Annotated in this window: 14 protein-coding genes; 11 read left to right on the forward strand and 3 right to left on the reverse strand. The window is 71.0% G+C overall.

Translation table 11 applies throughout. The features are described from left to right. Positions 1-97: 97 nt before the first annotated feature. The 7 genes from B4N89_RS21205 to B4N89_RS21235 all read left to right on the forward strand — a co-directional run bounded on the left by B4N89_RS21205 (position 98) and on the right by B4N89_RS21235 (position 8,359). A complete protein-coding gene (locus tag B4N89_RS21205; protein WP_078977417.1) occupies positions 98-1,249 on the forward strand; it encodes an ABC transporter ATP-binding protein in 1,152 nt (383 codons plus the stop codon). Continuing rightward, positions 1,246-2,187, forward strand: coding sequence for an ABC transporter permease (locus B4N89_RS21210; RefSeq protein WP_078977418.1), 942 nt, complete (start codon positions 1,246-1,248; stop codon positions 2,185-2,187). The genes B4N89_RS21205 and B4N89_RS21210 overlap by 4 nt, the downstream gene beginning before the upstream one ends. After that, a complete protein-coding gene (locus B4N89_RS21215) occupies positions 2,187-2,987 on the forward strand; it encodes an ABC transporter permease (protein ID WP_078977419.1) in 801 nt (266 codons plus the stop codon). The genes B4N89_RS21210 and B4N89_RS21215 overlap by 1 nt, the downstream gene beginning before the upstream one ends. 105 nt (positions 2,988-3,092) lie before the next feature. Further along, positions 3,093-4,523, forward strand: a complete 1,431-nt coding sequence (locus B4N89_RS21220; RefSeq protein WP_078977420.1) for an NAD(P)/FAD-dependent oxidoreductase — start codon at positions 3,093-3,095, stop codon at positions 4,521-4,523. A gap of 310 nt (positions 4,524-4,833) precedes the next feature. Next, positions 4,834-6,336 (forward strand): CoA-acylating methylmalonate-semialdehyde dehydrogenase, encoded by a 1,503-nt coding sequence (locus B4N89_RS21225; RefSeq protein WP_078977421.1) that lies wholly within the window; start codon positions 4,834-4,836, stop codon positions 6,334-6,336. Positions 6,337-6,500: 164 nt separating this feature from the next. Then, a complete protein-coding gene (locus B4N89_RS21230; RefSeq protein ID WP_161500773.1) occupies positions 6,501-7,460 on the forward strand; it encodes a metallophosphoesterase in 960 nt (319 codons plus the stop codon). A 104-nt stretch (positions 7,461-7,564) separates the two neighbouring features. Then, positions 7,565-8,359, forward strand: coding sequence for a tyrosine-protein phosphatase (locus B4N89_RS21235; protein WP_078977423.1), 795 nt, complete (start codon positions 7,565-7,567; stop codon positions 8,357-8,359). 99 nt (positions 8,360-8,458) lie between these two features. On the opposite strand, the gene B4N89_RS21240 is transcribed toward B4N89_RS21235, so the two are convergent. Together B4N89_RS21240 and B4N89_RS21245 are read right to left on the reverse strand one after the other, a co-directional pair. Then, positions 8,459-9,877 carry an APC family permease gene (locus B4N89_RS21240; RefSeq protein ID WP_078977424.1) on the reverse strand — a complete coding sequence of 473 codons (1,419 nt, stop codon included), beginning with the start codon at positions 9,875-9,877 and terminating at the stop codon, positions 8,459-8,461. A 236-nt stretch (positions 9,878-10,113) separates the two neighbouring features. Further along, positions 10,114-10,761, reverse strand: a complete 648-nt coding sequence (locus B4N89_RS21245; protein ID WP_161500774.1) for a phosphatase PAP2 family protein — start codon at positions 10,759-10,761, stop codon at positions 10,114-10,116. Positions 10,762-11,155: 394 nt separating this feature from the next. Here B4N89_RS21245 and B4N89_RS21250 point away from each other — a divergent pair, with 394 nt between their 5' ends. Continuing rightward, the gene (locus B4N89_RS21250; protein WP_078977426.1) at positions 11,156-11,743 is read left to right on the forward strand and encodes an STAS domain-containing protein; all 588 of its coding nucleotides are present in this window, start codon (positions 11,156-11,158) and stop codon (positions 11,741-11,743) included. Between the two features lie 191 nt (positions 11,744-11,934). Here B4N89_RS21250 and gabT read toward each other — a convergent pair whose 3' ends face one another. After that, positions 11,935-13,290: a 4-aminobutyrate--2-oxoglutarate transaminase gene (gabT, locus tag B4N89_RS21255; RefSeq protein ID WP_078977427.1), complete on the reverse strand. Its 1,356-nt coding sequence runs from the start codon at positions 13,288-13,290 to the stop codon at positions 11,935-11,937. A gap of 268 nt (positions 13,291-13,558) precedes the next feature. Between gabT and B4N89_RS21260 the strand changes: the two genes are divergently transcribed. From B4N89_RS21260 to B4N89_RS21270, 3 genes are all read left to right on the forward strand, one after another. Then, positions 13,559-15,961 (forward strand): hypothetical protein, encoded by a 2,403-nt coding sequence (locus B4N89_RS21260; protein ID WP_078977428.1) that lies wholly within the window; start codon positions 13,559-13,561, stop codon positions 15,959-15,961. A gap of 43 nt (positions 15,962-16,004) precedes the next feature. Next, on the forward strand, positions 16,005-17,525 hold the full coding sequence (locus B4N89_RS21265) for a PucR family transcriptional regulator (RefSeq protein WP_078977429.1): 1,521 nt from the start codon (positions 16,005-16,007) through the stop codon (positions 17,523-17,525). A 108-nt stretch (positions 17,526-17,633) separates the two neighbouring features. Continuing rightward, complete coding sequence (locus tag B4N89_RS21270) at positions 17,634-19,076, forward strand: aldehyde dehydrogenase family protein (RefSeq protein WP_078977430.1); 1,443 nt, start codon at positions 17,634-17,636, stop codon at positions 19,074-19,076. Positions 19,077-19,242: the final 166 nt, after the last annotated feature.

The following is a 19,242-nucleotide window of genomic DNA, read 5'->3' on the forward strand; positions in this document are numbered from 1 at the left end:
CCCCACCTTCCGGATCGGCGGCCGAGAGCGAGAGCTCCCGGCCGTCTCGTGTGGCCGGCGGACGGGCCTTCACCCGTCCCGGGCGGCGAGAGGAAACATGACTGAGCAGCAGCGGGCCGGCGCCTCCGGCGATGTCTCCTTGGCGGGTCTGAGCAAGCACTACGGGAGCTTCACGGCCGTCCGCCCCATGGATCTGACGATCCCCGCGGGATCGTTCTTCGCCCTCCTCGGCGCCTCGGGCTGCGGCAAGACCACGACGTTGCGGATGATCGCCGGACTGGAGCAGCCCTCGACGGGCACCGTCCGCATCGGGGATCGCGACGTCACGGCGCTGCCGCCGTACAAGCGCCCCGTCAACACGGTGTTCCAGAACTACGCGCTGTTCCCGCACCTGAGCGTGGCCGACAACGTCGGCTTCGGGCTGCGCCGACGAGGTATCAAGGACACCGCGAAGCAGGTCGAGGACATGCTCGCCCTGGTCGAGCTCGGACACCTGGCCAAGCGCAAGCCGACCCAGCTCTCCGGCGGCCAGCAGCAGCGGGTCGCGGTGGCCCGGGCGCTGATCAACACGCCGCAGGTGTTGCTCCTGGACGAGCCGCTGGGCGCGCTCGACCTCAAGCTGCGCCGGCAGATGCAACTCGAACTCAAGCGCATCCAGACCGACGTGGGCATCACCTTCGTGCACGTCACGCACGACCAGGAAGAGGCCATGACGATGGCCGACACCATCGCCGTGATGAACGGCGGCCGCATCGAACAGCTCGGCTCCCCGGTCGAGTTGTACGAGTCGCCGCGGACCACCTTCGTGGCCAACTTCCTCGGGCAGTCCAATCTCATCGAGGCCGAGGTGACCGGGCGCGCCGACGGCGATCTGCTGCTCGACGCGCAGGGCAACCGCCTCGTGCTGCCCGCCGCGCGCTCCGCCGCCGACGGCGACCGGCTCGTGATGGGCATCCGCCCCGAGAAGATCACCATCGTGCACACGAGCGACGCCAAGGTCGCGGACGGCCGCAACCGGCTCGACGGCGGAGTGATCGTGGACGCCGCGTTCATCGGCGTCTCCACCCAGTACGTGGTGCGGATGCCGTGGGGCCAGGAATTCACCGTCTTCGAGCAGAACATGGAGCGCGACCGGCGCCTGGTGCCCGGCGCGGGCGTGCTGCTGCACTGGAACCCGGAGCACGGTTTCGGACTCGAATCGGGCGACCTGACCGCGGGCATCGCCGAGGCGAGCGAGGACGCCGCGTGAGCGCGCTCGGCACCCTCGGCACGGGCACGACGGGAGGTGCGGACACCGCCGACAAGGGGGGCAACGAGCCGGCCCGGCGCGGCAGATGGGTGCCGTACGCACTGCTCGCCCCCGGCCTGCTGTGGCTCGTCGTGTTCTTCGCCGTTCCGATGGTGGTCCAGGGCTCCACCTCGCTCCAGACCGGCAACCTGACCAAGGGCTACGACCTCACCTGGCACTGGGCCACCTACTGGGACGCGATCGAGCAGTACTACCCGCAGTTCCTGCGCTCGTTCGGCTACGCCGCCGCGGCGACCGTGATGTGCCTGGTGATCGGCTACCCGCTCGCCTACGCGATCGCGTTCAAGGCGGGCCGGTGGCGCGGCATGTGGCTGGTGCTGGTGATCGCGCCGTTCTTCACCAGCTTCCTGGTGCGCACCCTGGCCTGGAAGACGATCCTCGCGGACAACGGGATCGTCGTGGACGTGCTCAACACGCTGCGCTTCACCGACGTCACGGCGTTCCTCGGACTCACCCAGGACGACCGGGTGTTGGCCACGCCGCTCGCGGTGATCTGCGGATTGACCTACAACTTCCTGCCGTTCATGGTGCTGCCGCTGTACGCCTGCCTGGAACGGATCGACCCCAGGCTGCACGAGGCGGCCGGCGACCTGTACGCCTCGCCGCGCACCACGTTCGCCAAGGTCACCTTCCCGCTGTCGCTGCCGGGCGTGGTCTCCGGCACGCTGCTCACCTTCATCCCGGCCTCCGGCGACTACGTCAACGCGCAGTGGCTCGGCTCGCCCGACACCGGCATGGCGGGCAATGTGATCCAGACCCAGTTCCTGCGGGTCCTGGACTACCCGACCGCCGCCGCCCTGTCGTTCATCCTGATGCTGCTGATCGTGCTGATGGTGACCGCGTACATCCGCAAGGCGGGGACGGAGGACCTGGTCTGATGGCCGTCGTCAACTGGTTGCGTCGCAACGTCATCGTGCTGGTCGGCCTGCTCGCGCTCGGCTACATGACGCTGCCCAACATCGTCGTGCTGATGTTCTCGTTCAACGACCCGAACGGGCGCTTCAACTACACCTGGAACGGCTTCACCACCGACGCGTGGGAAAAGCCGTGCGGGGTCGCGGGCATCTGCGACTCGGTCGAGGTCAGCATGAAGATCGCGGTGTTGTCCACCCTGATCGCCACCGCCCTCGGCACCGCGATCGCCTTCGCGCTCGGCCGCTACCGGTTCCGGGCCCGGGGCGCGATCAACACGCTGCTGTTCCTGCCGATGTCGATGCCCGAGGTGGTGATGGGCGCCTCGCTCGGCACGCTGTTCCTGAACATGCGGATCAACACCGGTTTCGTGACCATCCTGATCGCGCACATCATGTTCTGTCTGAGCTTCGTGGTGGTCGCGGTCAAGGCCCGGGTGCTGGGCATGGACCCCAAGCTCGAAGAGGCCGCGCAGGACCTGTACGCGTCGCCCACCCAGGTGTTCCTGCGGGTGACCCTGCCGCTCGCGGCACCCGGTATCGGAGCCGGCGCGATGCTCGCGTTCGCGCTCAGCTTCGACGACTTCGTGATCACCAACTTCACCTCGGGCAACACGGTCACGTTCCCGATGTTCGTGTACGGCGCGGCCCAGCGCGGCACCCCGCCACAGATCAACGTGATCGGCTCGGCGATGTTCGTGATCGCCGTACTGATCGTGATGATCGGGCAGATCCGCGCGTCGCGGCGGGCCAGGCAACGCGCCTGACCGCGCCTGTTGGATGATGAACACTCCCAGATCCGTAGCTATGCGGTGAAACCGCCGGGGTCCGACAAGGGGACTCCGGCGGCATCGCGAAAGTGGTGAAACCCCATGGGTCCCCGGAACACGTCGGATCCTGCCCCATCGGTCGAGGCCGTCCGCTCGCTCGCGGACGCCGCGCCGGTTCCCTTCTGGCTGGACCAGCCGGACCGCCCCGCGCCGCACGCGGCCCTGATCGGCGACGACCACTGCGATCTCGCGGTGGTCGGCGGCGGGTACTCGGGCCTGTGGACCGCGCTGATCGCGAAGGAGCGCAACCCCTCGCGGGACGTGGTCCTGATCGAGGCACACGAGATCGGCTGGGCGGCCTCGGGTCGCAACGGCGGCTTCTGCGCCGCGAGCCTGACCCACGGCTTCCACAACGGCCTCGACCGCTGGGAGGGCGAACTCGCCCGGCTGGAACGGCTGGGCGAGGAGAACCTCGACGAGATCGAGGCGGCGATCGAGCGCTACGGCATCGAGTGCGACTTCCGCCGCACCGGTGAGCTCAACGTGGCCACCCAGCCGCACCAGGTCGAGGAACTGCGCGAGGAGATCGACCTCGCGGCGAAGTACGGCACCGAACTGACCTTCCTGGACCGGGACGAGGTGCGGGCCGAGGTGGACTCGCCCACCTACCTGGCGGGTGTCTGGGACAGGACGGGCTGCGCGATCGTCGACCCGGCCCGGCTGGCCTGGGGCCTCAAGGCCGCGTGCGAGTCGCTCGGCGTTCGCGTCTTCGAGCGCACCAAGGTGACCGAACTGGCCGAGCACGGCTCGGGGATGGTGCTGAAGACGCCCTATGGGCGGGTCTTCGCGGGCCATGTGGCGCTGGGCACCAACGTCTTCCCGTCGCTGGTCAAGCGGCTGCGGCCGTTCGTGGTCCCGGTCTACGACTACGCGATGATGACCGAGCCGCTGAGCGCCGGGCAGTTGGCGGCGATCGGCTGGAACAACCGCCAGGGCATCGGCGACACGAACAACCAGTTCCACTACTACCGGCTGAGCGCGGACAACCGGATCCTGTGGGGCGGTTACGACGCGGTCTACCACTACGGCTCGCGCCTGTCCCCGGAACTGGACCAGCGCCCGGAGACCTTCGCGAAGCTCGCGGGGCACTTCTTCGAGACGTTCCCGCAGCTCGAAGGCCTGCGCTTCACCCACACGTGGGGTGGCGCGATCGACACGTGCAGCCGGTTCTCGGCGTTCTTCGGGACGGCATACAAGGGCAAGGTGGCCTACGCGATGGGCTACACGGGCCTCGGCGTGGGCGCCACCCGGTTCGGCGCCGAGGTGATGCTCGACAAGCTCGACGGCCGCCCGACCGAGCGCACCGAACTGGAGATGGTGCGCACCAAGCCGCTTCCGTTCCCGCCGGAGCCGATCAAGTGGGCCGGCGTCACGATGACCAAGTGGTCGATGGATCGCGCCGACAAGAACGCCGGCAAGCGCAACCTGTGGCTGAAGACCCTGGACAAACTGGGCATGGGTTTCGACAGTTAGAACCGCGCTGCGCGCGGGAGGGCGGCCTCCGGCCGCTCTCCTCGCGCGCTCGTCGGGCACCGCACGCGATCACGTCGTGGGCGCTGACGCGCCGTCGGGCAGCCGGGTGAGCAGGCACCTCACCCGGCTTCCGGCGTGCCTCCACGCGGGCCGCGGGCCACGATCGGCCGCCTCGCCGCGATGGATCCACGGCACCCGACCGAGACGGTCTGTAAGCCAAAAGCCGCAACCGCCGACAGCCTGAAGGTTGAGCCGCCCTCACCGGACCACGCAGACTGGCGAAACCACATCCCCTCGGAAGGTCGGACCCGTGACGAACCACGTAACCCACTGGATTGCCAACGCGGAGTGGACGGGGACGTCCGAGCGTCGTGGTGACATCCACAACCCCGCCACCGGCAAGGTCACCGGCACGGTCGACTTCGCGTCCGTGGCGGAGGTCGACGAGGCCGTCTCCGTCGCCGTCCGGGCCTTCGCGACCTGGCGCAACGCCTCGCTGGCCAAGCGCTCCCAGGTGCTCTTCAACTTCCGCGAGCTGCTCAACGCCAAGAAGGACGAGCTGGCCGCGATCATCGTGGCCGAGCACGGCAAGGTGCACTCGGACGCGCTCGGCGAGATCGCCCGCGGCCAGGAGGTCGTGGAACTCGCCTGCGGCATCCCGCACCTGCAAAAGGGCGGCCACTCCGAGCAGGCGTCGACCGGCATCGACGTCTACTCGATCCGCCAGCCGCTCGGCCCGATCGCGATCATCTCGCCGTTCAACTTCCCGGCGATGGTCCCGATGTGGTTCTTCCCGATCGCGATCGCCACCGGCAACACGGTGATCCTCAAGCCGAGCGAGAAGGACCCCTCGACCGCGAACTTCCTCGCCGAGCTGTGGAAGCAGGCCGGCCTGCCCGAGGGCGTGTTCAACGTCGTGCACGGTGACAAGGTCGCGGTGGACCGCATCCTGGAGCACCCCGACGTCAAGTCGGTCTCCTTCGTCGGCTCGACCCCGATCGCCAAGTACGTGTACGAGAACGGCACCCGCTACGGCAAGCGCGTGCAGGCCCTGGGCGGCGCCAAGAACCACATGCTGGTGCTCCCGGACGCGGACCTCGACCTGGTCGCCGACGCCGCGGTCAACGCCGGCTTCGGCGCGGCCGGCGAGCGCTGCATGGCGATCTCCGCCCTGGTCGCGGTGGAGCCGATCGCCGACGAGCTGATCGGCAAGATCAAGGAGCGGATGACCAAGCTCCGGGTCGGCGCGGGCAACGACGCCGCGTCCGAGATGGGTCCGCTGGTCACCCGGCAGCACGCCGACAAGGTGCTGTCCTATGTACAGGCCGGCGTGGACCAGGGCGCGACGCTCGTGGTCGACGGCCGCACCCACCCGATCAACGGGGACGACACGGCGGAGGGCTACTGGGTCGGCCCGACCCTGTTCGACAACGTCACGCCCGAGATGTCGATCTACACCGACGAGATCTTCGGCCCGGTGCTCTCCGTGCTCCGGGTCGACTCGTACGACCAGGGCCTGGCCCTGATCAACGCCAACCCGTACGGCAACGGCACCGCGATCTTCACCAACGACGGTGGCGCGGCCCGCAAGTTCCAGAACGAGGTCGAGGTCGGCATGATCGGGATCAACGTGCCGATCCCGGTCCCGGTCGCCTACTACTCGTTCGGCGGCTGGAAGAACTCGCTGTTCGGCGACCTGCACGCGTACGGCGCCGACGGCGTGCAGTTCTTCACCCGGGGCAAGGTCGTCACCCAGCGCTGGCTCGACCCGAGCCACGGCGGGATCAACCTGGGCTTCCCCACCAACGACTGATCACCTCCTCGCCTCGGCGAGACCTCACGGCGAGCCCGCCGGACCCCGACGACGTGGTCCGGCGGGCTTCGCCATTTCCTCCACACGCCTTCCCTGGCAGCATGCGTGACGGGTCGTCAGATGATCAGTCGACGGCCGTTACGGACGTGACAGGGGAACGGCGCATGCCCATCCAAGACAGTGCAACCGGCGACACCGCCGTCCGGTTGATCCAGATCTCCGACGTGCACTACCGGGACGCTCCGGGCACCCACGGATTCGTACAGCACGACCCGGACGCGGGATTGGCGGCCACCCTGGAGGGCGCCGCCGACGCGCTCGCCTCGGCGGACGTACTGGTCGCCTCCGGCGACCTGGCCGACACCGGCGAGCCGGGCGCCTACCGGCGGCTCGGGGACGTGCTCCAAGGGCTCCCGGTGCCGGTGTACTGCCTCCCGGGCAACCACGACAGCCACGACGCCTACACCGCCGGCCTGCCCCGCACCGGCGTGCACCTGGAACCCGCGGTACGGATCGGGTCCTGGCTGCTGCTCATGGTGGACACCAACGCGCTCGGCCGCGAACACGTCGGGGACGGGGTGTACCGCGACCTCGACGACCGCATGACACGTGCCGACGGGCCGGAGCTGAGCGCGCCGGAGGCGGCCCGGATCCGGGAGATCCTGGCCGGCTCGGACGCCGAGCACGCGCTGCTGTTCCTGCACCAGCCGCCGCTCGCGGAGATCTGTCCGAACCTGGACCCCTCCGGTCGACTCGGCGCGCTGCTGCGCGACTTCCCGCGGATCCGGGCGATCTCCGGCGGACACCTGCACGGCTCCCTGGAAGGCGAGTTCGCGGGTGTACCGGTGTTCGTGGCGCCCTCGACCACCTACAGCATCGACTACGACGGCAGGCGCTTCGACGGCCCCGGCTACCGGACCTTCACCCTGCACCCCGACGGCCGGGTGGAATCCGCCGCGCACACCGTGCCCGGGCCGATCACCGACGCGATGCGGGCCAGGCCCGCGCCGCGCTTCCTCACCGAACTGATGATGGGCCTGGTGACGGTCGAGGAGATGCGCGCGCTGACCGACGAGCAGTTCGAGGAGCGCTTCGGCGAACCCCGGCCGGTACGCGGCGCCTGAGCCCGACGCACCGCCCGCGCGGCGGCCCGATCGACCCCGACCGATCGACCCCGGCCGCGGGTATCGGTTGTTCCCGTCCCGGCCCGACCAGCACGAGGAGACACGTGACACAGCATCAGGCGCACGCCGGAGTCGCTCTCGAAGGCGTTCGCAACTTCCGCGACATCGGCGGTCTGCCGACCGTCGACGGCCGACACGTCCGAGCCGGTCGCTACTTTCGCAGCGGCCACCTGGCCACGCCCACCGACGCCGACCGGGCGAGCCTGGCCCGACTGGGCATCCGGCTCGTGGTCGACCTGCGCAGCCCGGCCGACATCGAGCTGGACGGCGCGGACGTGCTGCCCGAGGGCGCGCGATGGCTCAACCTGTCGATGTCCGACCCGGCCCGGGGCGCGGACTTCTGGCGCGACATGCGCTCGGCCGACCTCGACGTGTTGCGCGAGCGGCTGGGCGACGGGCGGGCGGAGAAGTCGATCGCCGCCGACTACCGCGACCAGGTGGTGAGCCGGGTCGACAAACACGCGGCACTGGTGCACGCGCTGATCGAGGCCGACGGCCTGCCGGTGGTGGTGCACTGTTCGGCCGGCAAGGACCGCGCCGGCATCGCGGCGGCCTTGGTGCAACGCCTTCTGGGCGTCGGCGTCGACGACGTGGTGGCGAACTACCTGATCAGCAACGACCCGGCGAACCGCTACACGCCCAACAGCGACCGGCTCGCGATGCGCCCGGGCCTGCTGGAGCTGTTCCGGCCCTTCCTGGAGGTGCGCGAGGAATACCTGCGCGGCGCGCTTGAGGTGATGGACACCCACTGGGGAAGCTTCGACGCCTACCTGGACCACGGCCTGGGCCTGGACGCGGACCGGCTGGAGCGGCTGCGCTCGGCGCTGCTGACCGACTGATCGAGGGCCGAGGACCCGAGCCGGCCCGGAACACGCCCGAGGGCGGTGCCCCAGGAGGAGGCACCGCCCTCGGGCGGGTGGTACGGGAACCGGGGAGGCTCAGGAGTCGTCGGCCATCAGCTTGATGTTCCAGCGGGTCTCCTGGCGCGGGCGCAGGTAGAGCACCCAGTACAGCGAGGCCGCCACGAGGATCCCGCCGGTGATCTCCAGCGCGCGCATCGGCTGTTCGGTCAGTACATAGATCATCGCCGCGATCAGCAGCACCGGGATCACCGGCCACAGCGGCATCCGCCAGGCCCGGCCGCTCTTGTGCACACCCCGGCGGGCGACCAGTACGGCCAGCGCCACGGTCAGGTAGAGCGCGGCGACCGCGACGCCGGTGACCTCACCGAGGATGTCGAGGTTGACGAAGCACAGCAGCGCGCCCGGCACGCCGACCACCAGCGTGGACACCCACGGCGAGCCGAACCGGTTCACCTTGCCGAAGGCCCGGTTGATCGGCTCCGGCCACGCCTTGTCCCGCGCCGATGCGTAGACCACCCGCGAGTTCTGGATCACCATGACCACGCCCGCGTTGATGATCGCGAGCGCGATGCACAGCCCGATGAAGGTCGCCATGCCATGGTTGGACCAGCCCTCGACCAGACCGAGGATGTCGCCCTCCGCCAACGCCGCCTGGGACGGCGCGCCCAGCGAGATCGCGATGGTCGGCACGATCAGGATCACGCCGCCCAGACCCAGGGTCCACAACACGGTTCGGGAGACCGTGCGCCGCGGGTTCTCCATCTCCTCGGCCAGGTAGACCGCGGTGGAGAAGCCCTGCAACGCGAACAGCGCGCCGGCCATGCCCGCGATGAGCAGGCCCATCTTCAGCGGGTCGGTCGTGCCTGCCGCGGCGTCCGCGACCACCTCGGGCTTGACCAGCGTCGAGGCGGACTGGTGCACGTTGCCGAAGCCGAGGAAGGCCACGATCGCCGCGGCGATCACCTCCAGGGCCAGGAACACACCGGTCACCCACGCGTTCGCGCGCAGGTCGAGCAGGCCCATGATCGTCGCGAGGATCATCACCGCGGCGCCGGCCCACATCGTGTCGATCGTGGCGATCGAGGTCAGATAGTCGGCGGTGCCGAGCGCGATGATCGGCGGCACGATCATCACCACGATGGTGGCGATGATGAAGACCAGCCAGCCCATGAAGCGCCCCATCAGGGTGCCCACCATGGCGTACTCGCCGCCGGCACTGGGGATCAGCGTGCCCAACTCGGAGTAGCAGAACGCCACCCCGATACACAGCACGGCGGCCACGACCAGGGCCAGCGAGGTGCCGGACCCCAGGTCCGCGAACATGCCCGGCACGATCACGAACAGGGACGACGCGGGAGTCAGACAGGACAGGGTGAGCAGTGTGCCGCCGACGACACCGATGGATCGTTTGAGCGGGGCGGGTGCGCCACCGACGTCTTCGAGCGTGACTGGAGTCAGGGTCCCGGACGGCGGTGGGGTGGTTTCTACAGCCATGAGCGCTACCTCTGCGGGACAGCGGGGTGCGGTTATCGCCTCCGGGACGGATGTGGGCCGTTCGCACGTTCCGAACGGTGCGGCGTAATACAAACGCCCGTTTGATCACGCGTCAAGGTTCCGTTACCAACTGATTCCGTAGGTTGTGCACCCAGATTTCATCGAATAACGCTTCAAGCTGGCAGGTGATGGTGCGTAATCCGCAGATCGGCCGGCGGGAAAAATTCTCCGACCGTTCACCTGGCGAGACGGCCGCCGGATCCGGTCGTCGTCCGGTCCGCCGGTCGGCCCGTCGGGCGGGTCGCCATCCGGGTCGTCAGGTGCGCCGCCGCCCACAGCACGATCCCGCACAGCGCCCACGCGGCCAGCACGTCCGCCAACCAGTGGTAGTCGCACCACAGCAGGGAGAAGCCGATCGCCGCGCACAGGACTCCCGCGCCGCGATGCCACCGGCGGGCCGCACGCGCGGAGCCGACACGCCCGAGCAGAAGCGCGGCCGTGCCGTAGCAGATGGTCGAGGTGGCCGTGTGGCCCGACGGGAAGAAGCCCCACTGGTCGGCGGGCAGCGGCGACTCGCTCGGCCCGGTCCGGCCGATCAGGGCCTTGCCGCCGATGACCGCGACGGTCACCACGAGCACCGCGCCCGCGGCGATCGTGATCGGGTACGCCCGGCGCAGCCGCCACGCGGCGAACAGCCCCGCCGCGGCGAGCGCGAGGCCGGCGGGCAGCGGTCCGCCGAGGTCGGCGAGGGTGTGCATGGGCCCGTCGAGCCAGGCCGCCGCGGTGGCGTCGGCGAGGTTTCGCACACCGTCGCGGACGATCCGGTCCAGCGCGATCGAGGGTCCGCTTTCGGCCATCACCTGCACCGTGAGCACCAGAAGCACGATGGCGAGAATCAGCGGCACCGCGAGGCGGCGCGTGTACCGGCGCGTGTACTGTGAGTGAACAGACCACCGCCCCGGAACGGGGGGCGTTGTCCCGGGGCGGCCACCGGCTTGCTCAGGGCCGGTGTCGGAGGAAGGTCTGTGCATCTCACTCGAAGATACGCGGAGAAGGGGTCGTCGAGTTCCCGACGCGCGGCCTCCTCACAAACCCTGCACACGTTCTCCACGGTCTGGAAGGTGGGACATACACGCTGTACGTTGGAGCATTGAAGGGTGTGAGCGGGGTCACAGCGCGTGTTCCGTGAGCCCGAACACCCGAGCGGGTCCAAGTACGCGGAGAACATCCGTAAGCAGGGCAAATCGACGGTTACTCGAGTGACGTGGCATTGACGCAATGTCGTCGATCGCCCCTCTGCTGTCAGCACGCAAAGGTAGGGTTGGCCAGGTGGTTGAAGAGTCCGATTACTCGACATACCGCGTGCCGTGCATCCCGGCCCCTGCGGGGAGCGGGCGCGTCCGCCGGATCGAGGCTCCGGTGGTTTCCAAGGGCGTCAAGGCGGGCGGTGCCGTGTTCGATTCCTCGGTGGAACCCCGGCCGGGTCGCGGCGCGGGCGCGATGGGCGTGGTCCTGACCAGCGACCGCCAGCTTCGCGTCGTGCGCACCACCCGACCGCGCGGCCTCCGGCTCGAAGGCGAGATCGACCTGGCGAACGTGGACGTGGTGCGCCGCGTCCTCGGCGCCGCCGCGCGCGACGGTGGCGACGTCCGGGTGGACGTGAGCAAGCTCGCGTTCATCGACGTCGCGGGTCTGCGCGTGTTCGTCGACCACGCCGGCGCATTGGCGCGGCGCGGTGGACACATGGTTCTGGTCGGCGCGAGCCGACAGATGGTGCGCGTGCTCACCCTGTGCGGGTGGGACGCCGTTCCGGGCCTGACCATGGTCGAGCGGATCGCTCCGGCGCCGCGCCGACCACGGATCTGATCGCCCGAACCCGGTTGTTCGACCCCGATCCCCGAGCATTCGGGATCCGAGGCATCCGACCCCGGTCGCCCGCCGAGCGCGGGTCCGATCCTTCGACCCGATTTCCCGACACGACGCCGAACCCCCGGCCGCCGGAGCATTCCGGTGACCGGGGGTTCGTGGTGTTCGGGCCGTTCGCGGTGTCGCCCGACTCAGACCGTCGCGGCGAAGGCCTGCTCCAGCAGGTCCAGACCCTCGACGAGCAGGTCCTCCGGGATCACCAGCGGCGGCAGGAAGCGCAGCACGTTGCCGTAGGTGCCGGCGGTCAGCACCACCAGGCCCTGCGCGTGGCACGCCTTGGCGAGCGCGCCGGCCAGCTCCGGGTTCGGCTCCTTCGAGCCGGGCTCGACCAGCTCGATCGCGATCATCGCGCCGCGCCCGCGGACGTCGCCGATCTCGGCGAACTTCTCGCTCATCGCGCCCAGTCGGCCCAGCATGATCTCGCCGATCCGGCGGGCCGCGCCGTTCAGGTCGAGCGCGCGCATGGTCTCGATCGCGCCGAGCGCCGCCGCGCACGCGACCGGGTTGCCGCCGTACGTGCCGCCCAGACCACCCGCATGGGCGGAATCCATGATCTCGGCGCGCCCCGTCACCGCGGCCAGCGGCAGGCCGCCCGCGATGCCCTTGGCGGTGGTGATCAGGTCGGGCACGATGCCCTCGTCCTCACACGCGAACCACTGGCCGGTGCGGCAGAACCCGGTCTGGATCTCGTCCGCGACGAAGACGATGCCGTTCTCCCGGCAGAACTCCACGATCCTGGGCAGGAAGCCCTTGGCCGGCTCGATGAAGCCGCCCTCGCCCAGGATCGGCTCGATCACCACGGCGGCGACGTTGTGCGCGCCGATCTGCTTGGTGATCGCGTCGATCGCCTGCGCGGCGGCCTCCTCGGCGCAGTTCTTTGCGCCGGTGAGCCAGCGGTAGGGGTAGGCGACCGGGACCCGGTACACCTCGGGCGCGAACGGGCCGAACGACTCCTTGTACGGCATGTTCTTCGCGGTCAGCGCCATGGTCAGGTTGGTACGACCGTGGTAGCCGTGATCGAAGACCACGACGGCGGGGCGCTTGGTGTGAGCGCGCGCGATCTTGATCGCGTTCTCCACCGCCTCGGCGCCCGAGTTGAACAGCGCGGTGCGCTTGTCGTGGTCGCCGGGGGTCAGCTCGTTCAGCTGCTCGGCGACGGCCACGTACGACTCGTACGGGGTCACCATGAAGCACGTGTGGGTGAAGCGCTGCAACTGCTCGGAGGCGCGACGCACCACGCCCTCGGCCGAGTTGCCGACGCTGGTCACCGCGATGCCGGAGCCGAAGTCGATCAGCGAGTTGCCGTCCACGTCGACGACCACGCCGCCACCCGCCTGGGTCACGAAGACCGGCAGGGTGGTGCTGACGCCGCGCGGGACCGCCGCGTTGCGGCGGTTCATCAGCTCGGTCGACTTCGGGCCGGGGATGGCGGTGACGAGCCGGCGCTCCTGCGGGAGCGAGGGCCCGCCGGGCTGCGAAGCGCCCATGCTGGTCTCCTGTGGGGTCGAGGTGGGTCGGCGCGGTGGCACCGTGGTCCTCTCCGCAGGCTAGGCGCCGGGCAGTGTTCGCCGCATGCGCCGCATCGGTGAGTCACCCGGTTGCTTGTGTCCGGGATGGACAAATGCCGATCGGGCAGAACAACTCCGAGCGGATTGCGGAACGGATCGCGGACTCGCCTCGGAATGATCGTCACGAGCGCGGGTTCCGCACCTAGATTGAGTCCCGGCCGAAGGTGTGGTTCCGGAAGGGCGAGGCGTGAACGTGGAACGGTCGGATTCCCCTGCGTCGCGGGCCGTCGAGGCCGAGGCCCTTCGCGGTGATCGTAGCCGCGGTGATCGCGGCCGAGGCGATCCCACCCGTGCCGACGAGCCGCCGGGCCGCCGCCCGCCCGCCGGCCGGGCCCGGGTGCCGGCGCCCACCTCGCCCGGACGCGGCCTCGACCCCGACGGCTTCGACCTGCGCGGCTGGCTGCGCGGGCCGCGACACCGCGAAGCCCCCGGCGTCTACGGATTCGGGCGCGACGAGCGGGAGATCCGGCTGCGCGCGGCCGAGCGCGACGCCCGCACCCGGCCCGAGGCCGCGCTGGTGCGCCGGGCCGTGCTGTGGCTGGTGATCGCGATCGTGAGCCTGAACTGGGTGATCGTCGCCTACGTCTGGCTGGTCCGGAAGATCCTGCCCGAGTTCCTGTGGCCGCTGCTGTTCAACAACCTGCTCTACGTCCTGCTGTTCGCGCTCTTTTGCTACCTCGGCCGCTGGTACGAGATCGCCTGGCCGTTCCTGCGCCCGTGGTGGCAACGACTGGACCGGCGCGCCGAGCTGAACGGGCGTCCGCGCCCCGAACAGTGGCGCCGGGCCGCGCTGTTCCTGGTGCTCGGCTTCGTCGCCTGGATCGCGCTGATGCGGCCGTTCGTCGCGCTGCTCCTGCTGATCTTCCCGCGCGGGGCGCTGCACGACGTGCAGTGGCTGGTGCGCCTCGTCTACAACGGCGGCTTCGTCTACGCCGCCGCGGTGCTCGGCCGGTGGCGTGTGGTGGTCGAGCCGTACACCCGCACCCCCCGCGAGCACGCGGTGCCCGAGGACGAGGAGACGCCCGTCGACGCGGACCTGTGGCCCGAGTTGCGCGAGGCGGGGCAACACGAGGCGGCCGACGTGCTCGACGACGAGGTGGCGGCGGGGCGCCTGCGGGACGTGGACTACCTGCGGCTGCGCCGGGTGATCGAGGCGGGCGACCAGGACCCCGAGTACCTGGCCGACGTGGCCGAGGAGATCGTCGATCACGGCGCCGCGGCCTGTCGGCACGGCTCCGGGCAGCGCGACGTGCGGCCCCGGCGGGCCGAGCACGACCTGCTGACCGGGCAGGTGCGGATCGGGACGGGCACCGACCACGCGCGCAATCCGGCGCTGTACCGCGCCACGGACTTCGCCCTGGACCCGGACGTGCTCGGCGCCTCGATGCTGGTGGTCGGCGCGTCCCGGGCCGGCGAGCCGGGGCGGCTGCTGGAACCGGTCGTGGAGGCGATGAGCCTGCGCGCGCTCACCGGCACCGCCTCGCTGCTGGTGATCGACGCCAAGGGCGACGAGTTCGAGCGCCCCGGCGGCTACGACCGCGAAGTGATCGTCGGCGACCGCGACTCGCCCTGGGGCCTGGACCTGTACGGCGGCGCCGGCACCCCCGAGGACGCGGCCGATCGGCTCGCCGCCGCCGCGCTGCCGCCGAGCGCGCTGGGCCTGGGCGAGGGCGCGAGCAACGCGCTGCGCCAGGTGCTGGGCGCGTATGTGGCCGGGCACGACCGCTATCCCGACGTGGGCACGCTGCTCGACCTGCTCGACGGCACCGAGGCGGCGCTGACCACGCTGGAGGAGGCGCTGCGCGCGGCGGGCCGCTACCCCGAACACGAGCGGGCGCTGCGGGCGATGGCGCGCGGCGACGACGACGCGCGGATGCTGGTGCAGCGGCTCGCGGTGCTGGAGCGACCCGGCGTCGCCGAGCTGTTCCACGCCGACCGGGAGCGGTTCGGCGCCGGCGAGATCGACCGGCCGCTGCGGGTGCGGATCGCGCTGAACGAGGCGGCGCACCCCGAGGCGGCCCGGCTGATCGGCCGGCTCGTGCTGGCCCAGTTCGTCCAGGCGATGGCCACCCCGCGGCGCGAACGCGGACCGCGCCGGGTGTTCGCGTGTCTGGTCGCCGACGACGCGGGCCGGCTGATCGACGAGTACGCGGCCAAGGGCCTGCAGTGGGCCCGCAACCGCCGGGCCGGCCTGGTCCTGTCGGTGCGCTCGCTCGACGACCTGGCCCCGGCGCTGCGGCACGGCGTGTTCACCGCGGCCGGCTGCAAGGCGATCGTCCCGGGCGCCTCCCGCGCCGACGCCGAACTGTTCGCCGAACACTGGGGCATGACCAAGGAGCAGGAGCGGTCGATCACCATGGGCTCGCCGGAGGGCGGCCTGGTCAAACGGCTGCGCTACTCGGTGCTCGGCGCGCTGTTCGGCGAGAAGGCCAGTGGGCGCTCCGAGCGGGTGACCACGCGCACCGTCGAGCGATTTCGCTGGTCGCCGGCCGAACTCACCAGCGACCTGCCCACCGGGCACGCCGTGCTCAGCCTGACCACCCGAAAAGGTGAGCGCACGCCTCCCGTGCTGATCGATCTCGGCCGCTGAGTCACACTGGGGGTCTCTCCCACTCCAGTTTGGACAAATCGACATGCCGCCCACCCTCGCCTCCCTGGTCCGCGCGCCCGTCCTCGACCTGCGCGTGCTCGCGGGCAAGGGCGGCCTGGAGCGCGAGGTGCGGTGGGTGCACACCAGCGAACTGGCCGACCCCACGCCCTACCTGGAGGGCGGCGAACTGCTGCTCACCACCGGGATGAAGCTCGGCCGCAACAACGCCGAGCGGCGCGCCTACGTCGAGCGGCTGGCCGCCGCCGAGGTGGCGGGCCTGGGCATCGGCGTGGGCCTGACCCTGGACCGGGTGCCCGCGGTGATCGTCGAGACGGCCGAGAGTTGCGGCTTCCCGGTGTTCGAGGTGCCCCGACCGACCCCGTTCATCGCGATCAGCAAGGTGGTCTCCTCGGCGCTGGCGGCCGAGCAGTACGAGACGGTCACCACCGGATTCGCGGTGCAGCAGGAACTGACCCGGGCCGCCGCCGGGCGCGAGGGCGCCGCGACGCTGATCCGCCGACTCGCGGGCCGGCTCGACGGCTGGGCCGCGCTCTACGACGCCGACGGGACGCTGCGCCAGGTGGCGCCGGCGGCCGCCCGTCCGCGTACCGAGGCGCTGCGCGCCGACATCGACAAGCTGCGCCGGATGCCCGCCCCGTCCTCGGCGTCGCTCCAGGAGGACGAGGGCGACGGGCGGGTGGTGGTGCAGTCGCTGGGCGCCGAGCGGCGGATCAGCGGCTTCCTGGCGGTGGGTACCGACCGGCCCGCGCGTACCGCCGACCGGCAGACCCTGGGCACCGCCGCGTCGCTGCTCACCCTGGCCCTGGAGCAGTCCCGGGCGGGCGCCGACGCCGGGGCCCGGATGCGGACCGCGCTGCTGCGGCTGCTGCTTACGGGGGAGCGGGCGACGCCCGCCGAACTGGCCCACGACATCGAGGCCGATCTGCCGCCGGGGCCGTGGCGGATGGTGGTGGCCACCGGACCGGACGCGGCGGTGGCCGCGTTCACGGAGCGGCTGTGCGCGCGGGCGGTCCGGGCGGGTACTCCGGCGCTGACCGGCGAACTGGCCGGCGCGACGGTGCTGGTGCTACCGGACTCGGTGGACCCGGTCGAGCCGGTCGACCTGCCTGGGCTGGTCGCGGGCGTGTCCGGTCCGGTCGAGCCGGACCGGGCGGGCGACGGCTACCGGCAGGCGCTGGGCGCGCACGCGATGGGCCTGCGCTCGGAGAAGGCGCTGACCGTGCACGGCCGGGACGCGGGCGGCCTGCTGCCGCTCCTGGACGGCGACGCGGTGCACGCGTGGGCCGACCAGGTGCTCGCGCCGCTGCGCGCGCACGACGCGGGCGGTCGGGGCGACCTGATCGTCTCGCTGCGCGCGTGGCTGGCCCGGCACGGGCAATGGGACGCGGCGGCGGGCGACCTGGGCGTACATCGGCACACGCTGCGCTATCGCATCCGCCGGGTCGAGGAGATCCTCGGCCGCACCCTGGACGATCCCGACACTCGCGCGGAACTGTGGTTCGCGCTGCGCGACACGACCGGCACCGCCGAGGACAAGTCGTAGCACCGGCGGCCCGGGATTGGCCGGCATGGACAAAAACCGGCACGCCCGATCGACGTACCGTGGACGGCACCGGGATCATCGGCGCCCGTTGACGGAGAAGGAGCAGCAGTGACCACCACCCACGCGTTCTGGCTGGCGGGCCGCCAGGCCACCGGCGAGTCGACCTTCGACGTCACCAACTCGTACGACGGCCGGCTGGTCGGCCGGGTCTCCGAGCCCACCGACGCGCAGATCGAGGAGGCCGTCGCCGCCGCGCACGCGAGCGCTCACACGTTCGCCGCGCTGCCCGCCTACCGCCGCGCCGCCGCCCTGGACCACGTCGCCCGGCGCCTGGGTGAGCGCACCGAGGAGATCGCCCGGCTGATCACCGCCGAGAACGGCAAGCCGATCAAGTGGGCGCGCGGCGAGGTCGGCCGCGCGGTATCGGTGTTCCGCTGGGCCGCCGAGGAGGCCCGCCGGTTCAACGGCGAGGGCATGCGCCTCGACACCGACGCGGGCGGCACCGGCCGCTACGCGCTGGTCCGGCGGATCCCCAAGGGCGTGGTGCTCGGCATCGCGCCGTTCAACTTCCCGCTCAACCTGGTCGCGCACAAGGTGGCCCCCGCGATCGCGGTCGGCGCGCCGATCATCCTCAAGCCGGCGCCGGCCACCCCGCTGTCCGCGCTGGTCCTGGGCGAGATCCTGGCCGAGACCGACCTGCCGGCCGGCACCTGGAGCGTGCTGCCGGTGCCCAACGACCGGATGCCGGCGCTGGTCGAGGACGAGCGGCTGCCGGTCATCTCGTTCACCGGCTCGGGCCCGGTGGGCTGGAGCATCATGGACTCGGTCCCGCGCAAGCACGTGACCCTGGAGCTGGGCGGCAACGCCGCCGCCGTCGTGCTCGCCGACTGGTCCTCCGAGGCCGACCTGGAGTGGGCCGCGCAGCGGATCGCGACGTTCTCCAACTACCAGGGCGGCCAGTCCTGCATCTCGGTGCAGCGGGTGATCGCCGACACGAGCGTGTACGACCGCCTGGTCGAGAAGGTCGTGGCCAAGGTCGCCGCGCAGGTCACCGGCGACCCCGAGGACGACGCGGTCGACGTCGGCCCGCTGGTCAGCGTGGCCGCCGCCGAGCGGGTGCAGGCGTGGGTGGACGAGGCGGTGCAGGCCGGCGCCAAGGTGCTCACCGGCGGCACCCGCGACGGCGCGAACTACGCGCCCACCGTGCTCAGCGAGGTCCCGGCGGGCGTCACCATCGCCTGCGAGGAGGTCTTCGGCCCGGTGCTCACGCTGACCCGGGTGGACGGCACCGACGCCGCCTTCGCCGCGGTCAACGACTCCGAGTTCGGCCTCCAGGCGGGTGTGTTCACGCACGACATCCAGACCGCGTTCCGGGCCCAGCGCGAGCTGGAGGTGGGCGGCGTGATCATCGGCGACGCCCCGTCCTACCGCGCCGACCAGATGCCGTACGGCGGCGCCAAGAACTCCGGCGTCGGCCGCGAGGGCGTCACCTACGCGATGACCGACTTCACGTACGAGCGCGTGATGGTGCTCACCGGCCTCGACCTGTAGGCCCGACCGACGAAGGGCCCGGCCACCTGGGGTGGTGCCGCCGGGCCCTTTCGTGTGTCGGGAAGCATGCGGCGCATGTCTTGACGTCGGCGGTGGCATAGCTCTGGACAAAACCTCGTCACCCGGCATTCAGTGGACGTGCACGGGCAGGTAACACCGGCCGGTA

The sequence above is a fragment of the Embleya scabrispora genome (assembly GCF_002024165.1).
In the GTDB taxonomy this organism is placed as follows: Bacteria; Actinomycetota; Actinomycetes; order Streptomycetales; family Streptomycetaceae; genus Embleya; species Embleya scabrispora_A.